Genomic DNA, 16,195 nt, shown 5'->3' with positions numbered 1-16,195 from the left:
GCCCTCCCTGCTGCCGCAGAAAGGGAAAGGGTGGACGACTTTTACGCCGCCCGCAGCAGCTCCATGCCGCCGCTTCCGTGGACTAGTTTCTCACCGCCGTTCTCACACGTCCGAATAGTCGCCCTTGTGGGTGACCGGAACGGTCCCGGCGTGCAATTCCTCGATCCCCGTGTTGCGCACACAGATCATCGCCATCAGTTTCGCCAGCTGGGCAGCGATGCGCTCCTCGTCGGCCGGTTTCATCGTTCCGACCTCTTTGAATCGTCCGACTGCTTCACGAACAATTCGGCGAGAGCCGCCTCCGCTCGGGCCAGTCCGACTTCCGTTAGGGCCAGCGATTTCGCCTTGCCTATGGGATCGTGGATAAGCCCCTTGGCGTGCAGCCGGTCGGTGATCGACCAGTCGATCCCTTTCCAGACTCGATTGCCGTCATGCAGCGTCAGGCTGAGGATCGCCAGCGCCGCGTCGTCGAGCTTGTCGGTGTCGAGGTCTGGTTCCGCCATTCATAGCCTCCGTCACCGACAGGATGCCGTCGTCGCAGGAAATTCTCAATGGCGGAAGGGATTTGCGAGGCTGGATTGAGAAAGAACGGGTTGGATTTCTGTTCCTTTCCACAAACGCCACTGGCATCAAAGTGTTCAGGTGGCGCGAGGAACTGTCCCTATACTTTCAATGGGTTACAGGCTCTACACCGAATGCGCGCAGTCGAGAGGTCCAGAGAATATCGGCCCTGAGAGACCGCTTCCGGGCCTCCCGGCATCGCGGCCAGTGCTCAGCCCCACCCGCATAACCCTCGAAAATAACGAGAAAACCCGGCCGGAGCCGTATCGGGAGAACGCTTTCGCGAGGGCAAGTGGCGGAGTGGAAGGGATTCGAACCCTCGAGACGGTTTCCCGCCTGCACCCTTAGCAGGGGTGTGCCTTCGACCACTCGGCCACCACTCCGCCGGCCGGTATAGGGGCGGGCCTGGTCAGTGACAAGGGCTTTTTCGCCGCCCGTCAGCCCTTGCGCCGGAAGGTGGCATAATGGGGCAAACGCCCCTCCCGCAAGGCCTTTTGCTCGTATCGGGTGCTGATCCAGTCGTCCCAGGCCTCGGGAGTTTCGGCCACCAGGTCGAAGCCCGCCGGGGGCACCTCTTCCAGCGTCTGGCGCATATAGTCAGGGATATCGGTTGCCACGCGGAACTCGGCGCCGGGCTGCATCACGCGGGCAAGCGGGATCAGATGTTCGGGCGTCACGAAGCGGCGGCGGTGGTGGCGGGCCTTCGGCCAGGGATCGGGATAGTTCAGGAAGGCCCGGCTGATCGAGGCGTCGGGCAGAACGTCCATCAGGTCGCGCGCATCACCCGGATGCACGCTGACATTGCTGACGCCCGCGTTGCGGATCTTGCCAAGCAGCATGGCCACGCCGTTGATGAACGGCTCGCAGCCGATGATGCCGATCTCGAGATAACGGGCGGCCATGTGGACCATGTGTTCGCCGCCGCCGAAACCGACCTCCAGCCAGATCGGCCGGTCGTCGCCGAAGATCGCCGCCGGGTCGATGGGGCGGCGGTCGGGATTGTCCTGCACGGTAATGCCGCGCGGACGCAGATCGCCCAGATCCTCGGACAGATAGCCCTTCTGGCTTTGCCGCAGGGTCTTGCCGTGCCGCCGGCCATAGAAGTTGCGGCGCGGCGGGTTCGGATCGAAGGGTGTCTTGGGCGTATCGGACATGGGTTGGGGGATTGCACCGGCGCGGATGCCGGGTCAAGCCCCCCTGCCCGGCGCTATTCCCCCATCAACCGGCTGATGATGACCGTCACTTCGGGCTTCTTGCCGATCTCCTCCATGGCGACCTGGCGGGTGATCTTGCGGATCGCCTCGTCCATCTTGGCGTCGTCGCGGACCACGCGGCTGTCCGCGCCTTCCAGGAATTCGGCCAGTTCGCCCTCGATATGGCTGCCCAGGTCGTTGCCGCCCCTGGTGCGGCCGGGAAGGCCCATCAGTTCCACCCAGGCGTCGGGCAGGACGTTGTCGTCCTCGTCCACGATCACGCTGACCAGGGCATGGCCGTTCAGCGCCATGCGGATGCGGTCGCGCACCACGCCGTCCATCGCGCCGATCAGGACGGTGCCGTCCAGATACAGCCGCCCGGTTTCCACCTGATCCACGATCCGGGGCGCGTCGCCGGTCAGATCCAGCATGGTGCCGTTGGTCGCGATCTCGGCCGCGATGCCCTTGCCGCGCGCCAGCATCACATGTTCCCGCAGATGCAGATGTTCGCCGTGCATGGGGATCACGATCTCGGGCTTCAGCAACTCGTGCAGGGCCTCGATATCGGGGCGGTTGGCGTGGCCCGAGACGTGGTAAAGCCCGTCATCGGCATCAAAGACATCGACGCCCAGTTCGCTCAGCGCGTTCATGATCCGCCCGACCGAGCGTTCGTTGCCGGGAATCGTCTTCGAGCTGAACAGGAAGCTGTCGCCTTCCTTCAACGCCAGGCCCAAGTAACGGCCACGGGACAGTTGCGCGCTGGCGGCGCGGCGTTCGCCCTGGCTGCCGGTCGCCAGCAGCATCACCTGGCTGCGGGGCAGGCTTGCGGCTTCCTCGGGTCCGATTGTGTCGGGGAAATCGGTCAGCACGCCGGTTTCCAGGCCGACCGCCACCATCTTGCGCATGGCGCGACCCAGCAGGCAGACCTTGCGGCCTCCGGAGATGGCGGCGTCCGACAGCGTTTTCAGGCGCGCGATGTTGCTGGCGAAGGTGGTGGCGACGACCAGGTTCTTCTGCGCCATCACCCATTCCAGGATCGGGTTGGCCAGCACGGCCTCGGACCGGCCGGGATGGGTCGAGAAGATGTTGGTGCTGTCGCAGGCCAGAACCTTGATGCCCCGACCCTCGGCCGCGATGTCGTGCCACAGGATCGGGTCGAAAGCATCACCCACCACCGGGGTGCCGTCCAGCTTGAAATCGCCGGTATGCAGCACCCGGCCCGCCGGCGTGTCGATGATCAGCGCCGCGCTTTCGGGGATCGAGTGACTCACCGGCACGAACTGCACGGTGAAGGGGCCGACCTGCGTCACCTCGGGGCGGGCGCCGGTGATGTTGACGGCAGAGGCGGGGTGGCCCTGTTCCTCCAGCTTCAGGCGAACCAGGGCGCCGGTGAACTGGCGGGCATAGATCGGCACGTTCAGGCGGCCATACAGATGACCCACCGCGCCCAGGTGATCCTCGTGCCCGTGGGTGATGAAGATCGCCTCCAGCCGGTCGCGGTTCTGTTCAAGCCAGGTCAGATCGGGCATGATCAGGTCGATGCCGGGGCTGCCGTCCATGTCGCCGAAGCTGACCCCCAGATCGACCAGGATCAGCCGTTCGCGCCCCGGCGAGCCGTAGCCATAGACATAGGCATTCATGCCGATTTCGCCCGCGCCGCCCAGCGGCAGATAGATCAGGCGGTCAGCCATTGCCCATCTCCTTGTTGTAATCGTGTATGAGCCGCAGCCCGTGCATCGTCAGATCGTCTTCGATTGCGTCGAACAGGTCAAACCCTTGATCGAACAGCGGCGCAAGCCCCCCCGTGGCGATCACCTTCATCGGGCGGTCCCGTTCGGCGCGAATCTGGCGCACCACGCCGTCGACCAGCCCGATATAGCCCCAGAAGATCCCCGACTGAATGCAGGCCACGGTATTGGTGCCGATCACTTTGGCGGGCATGGTCACGTCGACATGCGGCAGGCTGGCCGCACCCATGTGCAACGCCTCGAGCGACAGGTTCACCCCCGGCGCGATCACCCCGCCGATATAGGCGCCGTCCACATCCACCACGTCGAAGGTGGTGGCAGTGCCGAAATCGACCACGATCAGGTCCGGGCCGTGCCGGTCGAAGGCGCTGAGCGTATTGACCAGCCGGTCGGGTCCGACCACCGTGCCGCTGTCCACGCGCGGCGCGACCGGCAGCAGGCAGTCGGGCTTGCCCACCACCAGCGGGCGGGTGTCGAAATAGCGATTGCACAGGACGCGCAGGTTGAAGACCACGCGCGGCGCGGTCGAGCTGATGATGCAGGCATTGATGTCCAGTTCGAACTTCTGACCTGCGATCAGAGTGGATAACCAGACGAAATATTCGTCCGCCGTGCGGCGGTGATCGGTCGAGATGCGCCAGTGGGACAGGAACTTCTCGCCGTTCCAGATGGAAAAGACGGTGTTTGTATTGCCAGTGTCGATGCACAGCAGCATGGGTCAGACCCCGGTGAAATAGATATCGGCGGCGGGGATCGCCTGCCTTCCGCGGGGCCCGGTCAGGATCAGGGCGCCGGTCTCGTCGATCCCCTCGAAGCGGCCGGTCGCCTCGGCCGTGCCGGTGCGGGCGGTGATCGTTTCACCGATCCGCGCGGCGCGGGCCAGCCAGGCGGCGCGGATCGGCGCAAAGCCGAAATCGCGCATCTGTCGCGACCAGCCGTCGAAGGACACGGCCAGGGCGGTCAGGAAATCGTCCGGGGTAACGGACAGCCCGGTTTCGCCTTGCAGGCTGACGGGCCGGACCGCGCCCGGTTCGACCGCCTCGGGCGCGGCGGCCAGATTGACGCCGATGCCGATCACCAGGGCCTGGATGGTCCCGCCCGACCCCATGCTTTCCAGCAGAATGCCCGAAAGCTTGCCGCCGTTCAGCAGCACGTCGTTGGGCCACTTCAACGCAAGATTCAACTGCGGCCCGCACAGCGCACGCAGCGCGTCATGGACGGCAAGCGCCGCCACAAAGGACAGCCGCGCCGCATCCGCCGGGCCGCCCTGAGGCCGCAGGATCAGCGAGGCCGCGAAATTTCCGGGGGGATCGGTCCAGGCCCTGCCCCGCCGGCCCCGACCGGCGGTCTGCTGGCGGGCCATGATCCAGGCCGGGCCGGACAGCCCCGGCGCCAGGCGCATCGCCTCGGCATTGGTGCTGTCCACACGGTCGAGGACATGGCGCGCCACGCCCTCGGGCCAGGCGTCAAGGGCAGGGTTACTCAACAGCCGGGGACTCGACTGCCGCCTGGGCGACCGGCGCGCCGACCAGAGATTCCGCCGCCCGTGCCGCCGCGGTATCAAGACCCCACATCGACACGGCGCCGATCAGCAGCAGCGCCGCCGGAATCACCAGGGCCAGATACTGCACCCCGCCCATGCGGCTTTCCACGCCTTCGGATTCGGCTCCGAAGAACATGTAATAGACGATGCGCAGGTAATAGAACGCCCCGATCACCGATGCGATGACGCCCAGGATCGCCAGCCAGGACATTCCCGCCTGCACCGCCGCGCCCAGCACCCCGAACTTGGCGAAGAAGCCCAGGAAAGGCGGAACGCCGGCCAGGCTGAACATCAGGAACAGGACCGCGAAGGCCTTGACGGGCTCGGCCTGGGCAAAGCGGTTCAGGCTTTGCAGGTCGGTGATCGGGCGGCCGTCGCGTTCCAGCGACAGGATGAAGGCGAAGCTGCCGACGTTCATCACCGCATAGATCGCCATATACAGCAGCATCGCCTGCACGCCATAAGCCGTCCCGGCGGCCAGGCCGACCAGGGCAAAGCCCATATGCGCGATGGACGAATAGGCCATCAGCCGCTTGATATTGCGCTGCCCGATCCCCGCGATGGAGCCCAGGAACATCGACATCACCGCAAGCGCCGCGACGATCTGGCCCCAGTCGCCCGGCACGTTGCCGAACGCCTCGTACATCAGGCGGGCGATCAGGGCCATGGCGGCGACCTTCGGCGCGGTGGCGAAGAAAGCCGTCACCGGGGTCGGCGCGCCTTCATAGACATCGGGCGTCCACATGTGGAAGGGCACGGCCGAGACCTTGAAGGCCAACCCGACCAGCAGGAACACCATCCCGAACAGCAGGCCCAGCGACAGCTGCCCGCCGACCACCACCTGCACGATCCCCGCAAAGCCGGTCGTCCCCGAGAAGCCATAGACCAGCGATGCGCCGTACAGCAGCATCCCCGAGGACAACGATCCCAAGACGAAATACTTCAGACCGGCCTCGGACGACTTCACGCTGTCGCGGCGCATCGCGGCGGCGACGTAAAGGGCCAGCGATTGCAGTTCCAGGCCCATGTACAGCGACAGAAGATCGCTGGCCGAAACCATCAGCATCATGCCGACGGAGGCAAGCGCGATCAGGATCGGGAATTCGAACCGCATCATCCGGTTGCGTTCCAGGTAATCCGCGCTCATCGCCAGGACGGCGGCGGCAGAGACCAGGATCGTCACCTTGGCGAAGCGGGCGAAGGCGTCGTCGGTGAACATGCCGAAGAACGCTACCTGCGCCGGGCGGTCGGCAAAGCCGACATACAGCCCGACCGCCAGCAATGCCGCGACCGTGGCCCACAGGATCGGACGCGCGATGGCATCCTTGCCCAGATAGGCCCCGGCCATCAGCGCCCCCAGGGCATAGATCGCCAGCACAAGCTCTGGCAGGATGGTCGAGAAATCGAGCGCGGTCATCGTGCTTACCTCAATGGCTGGCGTCGGCCGGGGCCGCCTGCGCGGTCACGGCCAGCCCGTCGCGCGGCTCAACCGGCAGGGCCTCGTGATAGTTGACCAGCAGCGCCTGGACGGCGGGGCCGGTGATGTCGGTGACGGCGCGCGGATAGACGCCCAGGAACAGCGTCATGACGATCAGCGGCGCGAAGATCCACTTCTCGCGCGGGGTCATGTCGGTGATGGTCTTCAGGCTTTCCTTGATCAGCGCGCCCAGCGTCACCCGGCGATACAGCCACAGCGCATAGCCCGCCGACAGGATCACCCCGGTCGCGGCGACGAAGGCCACCCAGGTATTGGCCTTGAAGGTGCCCATCAGGGTCAGGAACTCGCCCACGAAGCCCGAGGTGCCGGGCAGGCCCACGTTGGCCATGGTGAAGAACATGAAGACCAGGGCATAGACCGGCATCCTGTTGACCAGCCCGCCATAGGCGTCGATTTCCCGCGTGTGCATCCGGTCGTAGATCACGCCCACCGCCAGGAACAGCGCGCCCGAGATGAAGCCGTGCGACAGCATCTGGAAGATCGCCCCGTCCAGCCCCTGCTGGTTGGCGGCAAAGATGCCCATCGTCACATATCCCATATGCGCGACCGAGGAATAGGCGATCAGCTTCTTCATGTCGGTCTGCGCCAGCGCCACAAGCGAGGTATAGACGATGGCGATGGCCGACATCCAGAAGACCAGCGGTTGCAGCATCTCGCTGGCGACGGGGAACATGGGCAGGCTGAAGCGCAGGAAGCCATAGCCGCCCATCTTCAGCAGCACGGCGGCCAGCACCACCGACCCGGCGGTCGGCGCCTGGACGTGGGCGTCGGGCAGCCAGGTATGGACCGGCCACATCGGCATCTTGACCGCGAAGCTGGCGAAGAACGCCAGGAACAGCAGCGTCTGCATGCCGCCGACCACGGTGATGCCCAGCACGCGCATCGTGTCCGACGGGAAGTCGAAGGCCAGCAGCTGCGCGATGTCGGTGGTGCCCGCCGTGCGCGCCATGGCGATCATCGCCACCAGCATCAGCACCGAGCCGAGGAAGGTATAGAGGAAGAACTTGAACGACGCATAGATGCGGTTCACGCCACCCCAGATGCCGATGATCAGGAACATCGGGATCAGCCCTGCCTCGAAGAACAGGTAGAACAGGATCAGGTCCAGCGCCGTGAACACGCCGATCATCAGCCCTTCCAGCACCAGGAAGGCGATCATGTATTCCTTGACGCGGGTCTTCACATCCCAGGTGGACAGGATCGTCAGCGGCATCAGGAAGGTCGTCAGCAGCACGAACAGGACCGAGATCCCGTCGACGCCCATCCGGTAGCGCAGGCCCATGATCCAGGGATGATCCTCGACGAACTGGAAGCCGGTATCCGCCGGATCGAAGCCCGCCAGCACGAACAGCGAGATCAGGAAGGTCGCCGTGGTCGCGATCAGCGCCAGCCATTTGGCGTTGCGCTGCGCGGCCTCGTCCTCTCCGCGCAGGAACAGGGCCAGGATCCCCGCCGCGACGATGGGCAGGAAGGTGATGATCGAAAGAAGGTTCGTCATGTCAGTGCGCGCCCCGCGTCATCACCCAGATCAGCAAGCCCACGATGCCGATGACCATCGCGAAGGCATAATGGAACAGATAGCCCGACTGAACGCGTCCGGCGAAGCGGGTCAGGCGCGGGATCAGCCCCAACGCCACCCCGTTGATGGCGCCGTCGATAACCGCCCCGTCGCCGCCCGTCCACAGCTTGCGGCCGATCCACAGTGCGGGCCGGACGAAGATGAAGTGATAGACCTCGTCGAAATACCACTTGTTCAGCAGGAACCGATACAGCGCGGGCTGCTGCGCCGCCAGTCTCGCGGGCGCATTGGGATAGCGGATATACATCAGCCAGGACAGGCCAAGCCCGATCAGCATCGCCACGAAGGGCGACAGCTTCACCCAGACGGGGACCGAATGGGCGTCGTGCATGACGTGGTTGTCGGACCGCATGAAGATCGCGCCGCGTTCGAACCCGGCAAGCGCCGCGTGGCCGTCGGCCGCGGTATCCTCGGCCGGGTCGCTGGCGGCGCCGGCGGCGGCATGGGTCGCCGCGCCCGCAGGTTCGCCATGCGGCGCCTCGGCCACGGCGCCGTCAAGCGCCTCGCCATGGCCGCCCTCGGCCTGTTCATGGGCGGCTTCGGGAAGGCCGAAGAACCGCTGCACGTTGTCGCCGAAGAAGGCGCTGTACCAGATCATGCCCGCGAAAATCGCGCCCAGGGCCAGGATGCCCAGCGGCACGGTCATCACCGGCGGGCTTTCATGGGCATGGTGATGCGCGTGCAGCGGATCATGATGGCCATGATCGTCATGGCCGTGGGTGTCGTGGCCGTGGCCATGCGCCGCCATTGGCTGCACTTCCTCCTCGGCCTTGATCTCGGCGTCCCAGACCTTTTGCGGACGCGGCGCGCCCCAGAAGGTCAGGAACATCAGCCGCCAGCTATAGAAGCTGGTCATCAGCGCCGCGATCACCAACAGCCAGAAGGCATAGCCCACGCCCGAGGCATAGGCGCTTTCGATCACGGCGTCCTTGGACAGGAAGCCCGCGAAGCCGATATGGGTCAGCGGAATGCCGACGCCGGTGATGGCCAGCGTGCCGATCAGCATGGCGGCGAAGGTCAGGGGGATCTTCTTGCGCAGCCCGCCATAGTTCCGCATATCCTGTTCATGGTGCATGGCGTGGATCACCGAACCCGCGCCCAGGAACAGCATGGCCTTGAAGAAGGCATGCGTGAACAGGTGGAACATGGCCACCGAATAGACGCCGACGCCTGCTGCCACGAACATATAACCCAGCTGCGAACAGGTCGAATAGGCGATCACGCGCTTGATGTCGTTCTGCACCAGGCCCACGGTCGCGGCGAAGAAGGCGGTCGAGGCGCCGATGATCGTCACGAACATCTTGGCCTCGGGCGCGAATTCGAACAGCGGCGACATGCGGCAGACCAGGAACACGCCCGCCGTCACCATGGTCGCGGCGTGGATCAGCGCCGACACCGGGGTCGGGCCTTCCATCGCGTCCGGCAGCCAGGTGTGCAGGAAAAGCTGCGCCGATTTGCCCATGGCGCCGATGAACAGCAGGAAGGCCAGCAGGTTCGCCGCGTTCCAGTCGGCCCACAGGAAATGCATCTGCGCCTGCGCCAGTTCGTCAACCTGGGCGAAGATCGCGTCGAACTGGATGGAGCCGGTCATCCACCACAACCCGAAGATCCCAAGCAGGAAGCCGAAATCGCCGACCCGGTTCACGATGAAGGCCTTCATCGCCGCCGCGTTGGCCGAAGGCTTGCGGTAATAGAAGCCGATCAGCAGATAGGACGCGACGCCCACGCCCTCCCATCCGAAGAACATCTGCAGCAGGTTGTCCGCCGTCACCAGCATCAGCATGGCGAAGGTGAAGAAGGACAAATAGGCGAAGAACCGCGCCTTGTAATGCTCGTGATGGGTCCAGTTGTCGTCATGGGCCATGTAGCCCATCGAATACAGGTGGACGAGCGCCGAGACCGAGGTCACGACGATCAGCATGATCGCGGTCAGCCGGTCCAGCCGGATCGCCCATTCGCTGCTGAAATCGCCCGAGACGACCCAGTCCAGCACCGGGATATGCTGCGTCTCGCCCGAGAAGGTCGTGAAGACGATCCAGGAAAACAGCGCCGCCGCGAACAGGATGCCCGTGGTCAGCAGTTGCGCGGCCTTTTCCCCGATCACGCGCCAGCCGAAACCGGCGATCAGCGCGCCCAGAAGGGGCGCGAACAGGATGAATTGCACCATGACCGCTTACCCCTTCATCACGTTGACATCGTCAACCGCGATGGACCCACGGTTGCGGAAGAACACCACCAGGATCGCCAGACCGATCGCGGCCTCGGCCGCCGCTACGGTCAGGATGAACATGGTGAAGACCTGCCCCGCCAGATCGCCCAGATGGGCCGAGAAGGCGACGAAATTGATGTTGACCGACAAGAGGATCAGTTCGATCGACATCAGAATGACGATGACGTTCTTGCGGTTCACGAAGATGCCGAAGATCCCGGCGACGAACAGAATCGCCCCCACGACAAGGTAATGTGTCAATCCGATCATCGTCTTACGTCCCTCCGGGTCGTTACCCGTTGAAATATTCAGTCCGCAGCGGGGCCTTACAGCCCCTGCCCCGGTTTCACGTCGCGCAGTTCCATGGCCTTGGCCGGGTCGCGATACATCTGTTCCAGCACGTCCTGGCGCTTGATGTCGCGGCGGTGGCGCATGGTCAGGGTGATCGCGCCGATCATCGCGACCAGCAGGATCAGCCCGGCGATCTGGAACGGCAGCAGATAGCGGTCATACAGGATCGTGCCGATGGCGTTGGTGTTCAGAGTGTGATCCAGGATCGGCGCGGTCCGCAGCCCCTGGGCCTGGTCCGAAATCTCCCACCCGCCGAAGGCGACCGTCAGCAGAGCCAGCAGCACCAGGGCGATCAGCGCCGCCAGCGGCAGATAGCCCGCCAATTCGCCGCCAAGCTGGGCGAAATCCACGTCCAGCATCATCACGACGAACAGGAACAGCACCGCCACGGCCCCGACATAGACGATCACCAGCAGCATCGCCACGAACTCGGCGCCTTGCAGCACGAACAGCCCGGCGGCCGAGATGAAGGCCAGGATCAGCCACAGAACCGAATGAACCGGGTTCCTGGACAGCACCACCATGAAGCCCGCCGTGCAGACCGAGATGGCGAACAGATAAAAGGCGAAGGTGATCATTCGGCCTGTTTCCCCTCATGTTCGGCGAAGACGCCCTGGGCGATCTCCAGAGCCTTCTGCATCGCCGGGATGCCGCCGAACATCCCCATCTGATAGATGACCTCGGCCACCTCGCGCGCGGTGGCGCCTGCGGCGATGGCGTGGCGGATGGTCAGGCGCAGTTGCGGTTCGGCATGGGCGCCCTGGACGGTCAGCGCGGCCACCGTGACCAGCAGGCGCGTCTTGGCGTCCAGCCCGTCGCGGTTGAAGGTGCGCCCGAACCACATCTCCAGCATGTCCGCCGGCATGGTCGGGATCATCTTCTCGAACGCGCGGGGGTCGAAGGTTTCCAGCGCAGGGTTGAACGCACGGGCCATTTCCTGGCCCGACTGCATCATCTGCTGGAACAGCTTGGTGAAGGCGTCGCTCATCTGTAGGGCGCGTCGATGGCTAGGTTGCGGGCGATCTCGGCTTCCCAGCGGGCGCCGTTGTCCAACAGCTTCTGCTTGTCGTAGAACAGTTCCTCGCGTGTCTCGGTCGCGAACTCGAAGTTCGGGCCTTCGACGATGGCATCGACCGGGCAGGCTTCCTGGCAGAAGCCGCAATAGATGCATTTGGTCATGTCGATGTCGTAACGCGTGGTGCGTCGGCTGCCGTCCTCGCGCGGCTCGGCGTCGATGGTGATCGCCTGGGCCGGACAGATCGCCTCGCACAGCTTGCAGGCGATGCAGCGTTCCTCGCCGTTGGGATAGCGGCGCAGCGCGTGTTCGCCCCGGAAGCGCGGCGACAGCGGCCCCTTTTCATGGGGATAGTTGATGGTCGGCTTGGGCGCGAAGAAATACCGGACCCCCAGGCCGAAGCCCTTGAGGAAATCCACCATCAGGAAATACTTGGTGGCGCGGGCGATGTCGAAGGCCATCAGAATTCTTCCCCTTGCTTGGGCGCGGCGAAGCGGTCGAACGCCGCCACATAGTCGCGGACCCTGGCGCCGTCACGGGACTGTCCGGCACTATCCAGATTGTTGGCCAGGAAATGCGCGAACTCGACCTTGTCGGTTTCCGACGCATTTGCCAGCACTTCGGCGATCTTGTTCGAATATGCCATCGCTTATGCCCCCGCCCAGCGTGCCCAGAAGGAACCAAACACCTCGAACCGCGCTAGGAAGGCGATCAGCACGACCCAGCCCAGCGACAGCGGCAGGAACACCTTCCAGCCGATCCGCATCAACTGGTCATAGCGGTAGCGCGGCACGATGGCCTTCACCATGGCGAACATCCAGAACCAGAAGACCATCTTCAGGAACATCCAGATCGCGCCGTCGGGAATGCCGGGGATCGGCGACAGCCAGCCGCCGAAGAACAGCAGGCTGATCAGCGCGCACATCAGCCAGATGGCAATGTATTCGCCCGCCATGAACAGCAGATAGGGGGTCGAGGAATATTCGACCATGAAGCCCGCGACCAGTTCCGATTCCGCCTCGGCCAGGTCGAAGGGCGGACGGTTGGTTTCGGCCAGGGCCGAGACAAAGAACAGCACCAGCATCGGGAAATGCGGCAGCCAGTACCAGGACAGCAGCCCCGCGCCCGCCTGAGCCTCGACGATGGCGCTGATGTTCATCGACCCGGTCGAGATGATGACGCCGATGATGATCAGGCCCAGGCTGACCTCGTAGCTGATCATCTGCGCCGCCGCGCGCAGCGACGACAGGAACGGGTATTTCGAATTCGACGCCCAGCCGCCCATGATCACCCCGTACACCTCCAGCGAGGAGACGGCGAAGATGAACAGGATGCCCACGTTGATGTCGGCCATCACCCAGCCGGGCGCGAAGGGAATCGCCACGAAGGCCAGCAGCGCCAGGGTCATCGACAGGAAGGGCGCCAGGAAGAAGACGAACTTGTCCGCCCCGGCGGGGATGACGATTTCCTTCAACACGTATTTCAGCGCGTCGGCAAAGGTTTGCAGCAGGCCCCAGGGCCCGACCACGTTCGGGCCGCGCCGCATCTGCACGGCGGCCCAGATCTTGCGGTCGCCATAGACCAGAAAGATCAGCGACAGCATGACGAAGGCGATCACCGCCAAACCCTGCGCCAGCAGCAGGATCGCCATACCCAGAGAGGATGCCCAGAATTCAGCCATGCCCGTCCCTATCCGATTACGCGGCGGGAATGCCGCGCGCCTTGCATTCGCGCAAGGTGTCTTCCGTTTCCATCACCCGCAGGCCCATCGGCTTCTGATCCGACAGCGTGAACGCGGCCCCGATCCTCAGCTTGCCGTCGCGTGTGTCTTGCAGCGTGCGCACATGGCGTCCGTATGGCTCGCCATTCCGCTTGGCCCAGCCTGCCAACGCGCAGGTGGCATACGAGAAGGCGATATCGGCGTCCACCCCTTCACGCAAGTTCGCCGTCACCTCGACCAGGTCGGCCGATCCCTTGGGATCCAGCGATGCCACGCGGGCGCCCAGGAAATCCTGCGGGTCGACCGTGGTCCCGTCGGCCCAGGCAGGCAGGGCGGGCTGGCTGCGGGCCGCGAATTCCTCCAGGGCCTTTTCCTGCGCGGTCTGGCGCGGCGGCAATCCATCCGCCACCATGCCGCCCAGATTCAGATCCAGGTTCGCGTTCAATGCCATCAGATCCGCCTCGGACACCGCGAAGGCATCCTGCCCCTCGGGACTGTCCAGCGTCATGGTCGTCACCTGCCCGTCCGGCTCCAGAATCAGGATCTCTCCCGACTTGGTGGAAATCCGTGCCAGGGTCAGAGGCGCCTTGCCCGGCAGCGCGCCGGGGGTGGCGATCTTGGCGGTCATCGTCTCGGGCTTGGGTTTGGGGCGCCCGTCGCCGGCATCATCCGTGCAGCCCGACAGGACCGCAGCGCCCGCAAGGGCTGCGATCAGAAACCGGGGCTGGCGGAATGCTGGCCGCATGACGTTCACTCGGCCGCCATGGCGGGCGCGTTGCGCGCCGCGGCCATCCGCGACAATTCCCCCATCAGGGGCGAGCTGCGCGCGATCGGGTTGGTCAGGTAGAAGTCCTTGACCGCCGGACGGAAGGCCGCATGACCCATGTCCAGCCGCTGCAAGGGCTGCCAGTCGTTCTGCGCCACATGGTCGATCTGGCCCAGATGCGGCACCGCCTGAACCAGGGCGCGACGCAGTTGCGGCAGGCTGTCCCAAGGCAGGGTCGCGCCCAGTTCAGCCGACAGCGCCCGCAGGATCGCCCAATTCTCCTTGGCCTCGCCCGGCGCGAAATTCGCGCGCAGCGCCAGTTGGGGACGGCCTTCGGTATTCACGAACAGGCCGTTTTCTTCCGTGTAGCAGGCAGCGGGCAGGATGATGTCGGCACGGTGCGCGCCCCGGTCGCCATGGCTGCCCTGATAGATCACCACCGGACCGGCGGCCACGTCCACCTCGTCCGCGCCCAGGTTGTAGATCACCTCGGCGCCTTCGATGGCGGCGGTCAGCCCGCCCTCGGTCACCGCGCCCACATCCATCGCGCCCACGCGGGAGGCGGCGCTGTGCAGAACCAGCAGCTTGCAGTCGTCTAGTTCGCAGATGCGCATCGCATTGGCCAGCACGGCTTCGCCATCCGCTTCGCGCAGCGCGCCCTGGCCGACGATCACGATGCCGGGCGTGCCCTTGCTGGACTGGAAGTCGCCCTTGACCAGCTCCGCCAACGCGGCGCGATCAACGCCGTGGTGGTGATAGTCATAGGTCAGGTCAGCCGCCTGCCCGACCACCGCCACCTGCGCGCCATGCGCCCAGGCCTTGCGAATCCGCGCGTTCAGCACCGGAGCTTCCTCGCGCGGGTTGGTGCCGATCAGCAGAATCCGCTTGGCTGTATCGATATCGGCAATCGTCGCGGTGCCGACATAGGCAGAGCGGTTGCCCGCAGGCAGGCGCGCCCCGTCGGTGCGGCATTCGACGTTCCCGCCCAGCCCCTCGACCAGTTGCCTGAGGCTGAAGGCAGCCTCGACCGGGGCCAGATCGCCCACCAGTCCGGCGACCTTGCGGCCCTTCATCGCGGCGGCGGCAGCGGCCAGGGCCTCGCCCCAGCTTGCCGGGCGCAGCTTGCCGTTCTCACGGATATAGGGCTTGTCCAGCCGCTGGCGGCGCAAACCGTCCCAGACGAAGCGGGTCTTGTCGCTGATCCATTCCTCGTTCACGCCGTCATGGTTGCGCGGCAGGATCCGCATCACTTCGCGCCCCTTCACGTCCACGCGAATGTTGCTGCCAAGCGCATCCATCACGTCGATGGTCTCGGTCTTGCGCAGTTCCCAGGGCCGGGCCTTGAAGGCATAGGGTTTGCTGACAAGCGCCCCCACCGGGCACAGGTCGATGATGTTGCCTTGCAGGTTCGAGGCCAGTGTCTGGTTCAGATAGCTGGTGATCTCGCTGTCCTCGCCGCGCCCGGTCTGGCCCATCTGGCTGATGCCCGCGACCTCGGTCGTGAAGCGCACGCAGCGGGTGCAGCTGATGCAGCGGGTCATGTGGGTCTCGACCAGCGGACCCAGGTTCAGTTCCTCGGCGGCGCGCTTCGGTTCCCGATAGCGGCTGAAGTCCACCCCGTAAGCCATTGCCTGGTCTTGCAGATCGCATTCACCGCCCTGGTCGCAGATCGGGCAATCCAGCGGGTGATTGATCAGCAGGAACTCCATCACGCCCTCGCGGGCCTTCTTGACCATCGGGCTGTTGGTGCGGATTTCCGAAGGCGCGCCGTCCGGGCCGGGGCGCAGATCCTTGACCTGCATCGCGCAGGACGCGGCAGGTTTGGGGGGGCCGCCCACGACCTCGACCAGGCACATCCGGCAGTTGCCCGCGATCGACAGGCGTTCGTGATAGCAGAAGCGCGGGATCTCGATGCCCGCCTGTTCGCAGGCCTGGATCAGGGTCAGGTTGGGATCGACCGCGATCTCAATGTCGTCGATCTTGATCGTGCGCAAATCGGCCATCGGCTTTCT

17 protein-coding genes and 1 tRNA gene are annotated in these 16,195 nt (G+C 65.0%); all 18 read right to left on the bottom strand.

The annotated features are described in order from the left end of the window. Positions 1 to 102: 102 nt before the first annotated feature. The 18 genes from ACTJI6_RS19400 to nuoG all read right to left on the bottom strand — a co-directional run bounded on the left by ACTJI6_RS19400 (position 103) and on the right by nuoG (position 16,186). Positions 103 to 243 carry a hypothetical protein gene (locus ACTJI6_RS19400; RefSeq protein ID WP_440803031.1) on the bottom strand — a complete coding sequence of 47 codons (141 nt, stop codon included), beginning with the start codon at positions 241 to 243 and terminating at the stop codon, positions 103 to 105. Continuing rightward, on the bottom strand, positions 240 to 503 hold the full coding sequence (locus tag ACTJI6_RS19395) for a DUF6429 family protein (RefSeq protein ID WP_305962191.1): 264 nt from the start codon (positions 501 to 503) through the stop codon (positions 240 to 242). The genes ACTJI6_RS19400 and ACTJI6_RS19395 overlap by 4 nt, the downstream gene beginning before the upstream one ends. A gap of 351 nt (positions 504 to 854) precedes the next feature. Then, positions 855 to 944 (bottom strand) — tRNA-Ser (locus ACTJI6_RS19390). Positions 945 to 998: 54 nt separating this feature from the next. Beyond that, positions 999 to 1,715 carry a tRNA (guanine(46)-N(7))-methyltransferase TrmB gene (trmB, locus tag ACTJI6_RS19385; protein ID WP_440803028.1) on the bottom strand — a complete coding sequence of 239 codons (717 nt, stop codon included), beginning with the start codon at positions 1,713 to 1,715 and terminating at the stop codon, positions 999 to 1,001. A gap of 53 nt (positions 1,716 to 1,768) precedes the next feature. Continuing rightward, entirely contained in the window at positions 1,769 to 3,445 is a 1,677-nt protein-coding gene (locus ACTJI6_RS19380) for a ribonuclease J (RefSeq protein ID WP_440803025.1), read from the bottom strand. Beyond that, positions 3,438 to 4,217 (bottom strand): type III pantothenate kinase, encoded by a 780-nt coding sequence (locus ACTJI6_RS19375; RefSeq protein WP_440803024.1) that lies wholly within the window; start codon positions 4,215 to 4,217, stop codon positions 3,438 to 3,440. The genes ACTJI6_RS19380 and ACTJI6_RS19375 overlap by 8 nt, the downstream gene beginning before the upstream one ends. A 3-nt stretch (positions 4,218 to 4,220) precedes the next feature. Next, positions 4,221 to 4,988 carry a biotin--[acetyl-CoA-carboxylase] ligase gene (locus ACTJI6_RS19370; RefSeq protein WP_440803022.1) on the bottom strand — a complete coding sequence of 256 codons (768 nt, stop codon included), beginning with the start codon at positions 4,986 to 4,988 and terminating at the stop codon, positions 4,221 to 4,223. After that, a complete protein-coding gene (gene nuoN / locus ACTJI6_RS19365; RefSeq protein WP_440803020.1) occupies positions 4,981 to 6,462 on the bottom strand; it encodes an NADH-quinone oxidoreductase subunit NuoN in 1,482 nt (493 codons plus the stop codon). Before nuoN ends, ACTJI6_RS19370 begins: the two co-directional genes overlap by 8 nt. A 10-nt stretch (positions 6,463 to 6,472) precedes the next feature. Then, positions 6,473 to 8,041: an NADH-quinone oxidoreductase subunit M gene (locus ACTJI6_RS19360; protein ID WP_126156171.1), complete on the bottom strand. Its 1,569-nt coding sequence runs from the start codon at positions 8,039 to 8,041 to the stop codon at positions 6,473 to 6,475. A 1-nt stretch (position 8,042) separates the two neighbouring features. Continuing rightward, positions 8,043 to 10,289 carry an NADH-quinone oxidoreductase subunit L gene (gene nuoL / locus ACTJI6_RS19355; RefSeq protein WP_440803018.1) on the bottom strand — a complete coding sequence of 749 codons (2,247 nt, stop codon included), beginning with the start codon at positions 10,287 to 10,289 and terminating at the stop codon, positions 8,043 to 8,045. A gap of 6 nt (positions 10,290 to 10,295) precedes the next feature. Beyond that, the gene (nuoK, locus tag ACTJI6_RS19350) at positions 10,296 to 10,601 is read right to left on the bottom strand and encodes an NADH-quinone oxidoreductase subunit NuoK (RefSeq protein ID WP_103173177.1); all 306 of its coding nucleotides are present in this window, start codon (positions 10,599 to 10,601) and stop codon (positions 10,296 to 10,298) included. Positions 10,602 to 10,657: 56 nt separating this feature from the next. Then, positions 10,658 to 11,260 (bottom strand): NADH-quinone oxidoreductase subunit J, encoded by a 603-nt coding sequence (locus ACTJI6_RS19345; RefSeq protein WP_440803015.1) that lies wholly within the window; start codon positions 11,258 to 11,260, stop codon positions 10,658 to 10,660. Beyond that, the gene (locus tag ACTJI6_RS19340) at positions 11,257 to 11,670 is read right to left on the bottom strand and encodes a carboxymuconolactone decarboxylase family protein (RefSeq protein ID WP_126156167.1); all 414 of its coding nucleotides are present in this window, start codon (positions 11,668 to 11,670) and stop codon (positions 11,257 to 11,259) included. The genes ACTJI6_RS19345 and ACTJI6_RS19340 overlap by 4 nt, the downstream gene beginning before the upstream one ends. Continuing rightward, positions 11,667 to 12,158, bottom strand: coding sequence for an NADH-quinone oxidoreductase subunit NuoI (gene nuoI, locus ACTJI6_RS19335; RefSeq protein WP_126156166.1), 492 nt, complete (start codon positions 12,156 to 12,158; stop codon positions 11,667 to 11,669). Before nuoI ends, ACTJI6_RS19340 begins: the two co-directional genes overlap by 4 nt. After that, positions 12,158 to 12,343: a hypothetical protein gene (locus tag ACTJI6_RS19330; RefSeq protein WP_440803012.1), complete on the bottom strand. Its 186-nt coding sequence runs from the start codon at positions 12,341 to 12,343 to the stop codon at positions 12,158 to 12,160. Before ACTJI6_RS19330 ends, nuoI begins: the two co-directional genes overlap by 1 nt. A gap of 3 nt (positions 12,344 to 12,346) precedes the next feature. Further along, positions 12,347 to 13,378, bottom strand: a complete 1,032-nt coding sequence (gene nuoH / locus ACTJI6_RS19325) for an NADH-quinone oxidoreductase subunit NuoH (protein ID WP_126156164.1) — start codon at positions 13,376 to 13,378, stop codon at positions 12,347 to 12,349. Between the two features lie 16 nt (positions 13,379 to 13,394). Further along, positions 13,395 to 14,162 carry a hypothetical protein gene (locus ACTJI6_RS19320; protein WP_440803010.1) on the bottom strand — a complete coding sequence of 256 codons (768 nt, stop codon included), beginning with the start codon at positions 14,160 to 14,162 and terminating at the stop codon, positions 13,395 to 13,397. Positions 14,163 to 14,167: 5 nt separating this feature from the next. After that, positions 14,168 to 16,186, bottom strand: a complete 2,019-nt coding sequence (nuoG, locus tag ACTJI6_RS19315) for an NADH-quinone oxidoreductase subunit NuoG (RefSeq protein WP_440803009.1) — start codon at positions 16,184 to 16,186, stop codon at positions 14,168 to 14,170. Positions 16,187 to 16,195: the final 9 nt, after the last annotated feature.

The sequence above is a fragment of the Paracoccus sp. 22332 genome, from assembly GCF_052045125.1.
Lineage (GTDB): Bacteria > Pseudomonadota > Alphaproteobacteria > Rhodobacterales > Rhodobacteraceae > Paracoccus > Paracoccus haematequi_A.
Note: the sequence above shows the minus strand (reverse complement) of the source record. Positions and strands in the feature narration are given on the sequence as shown.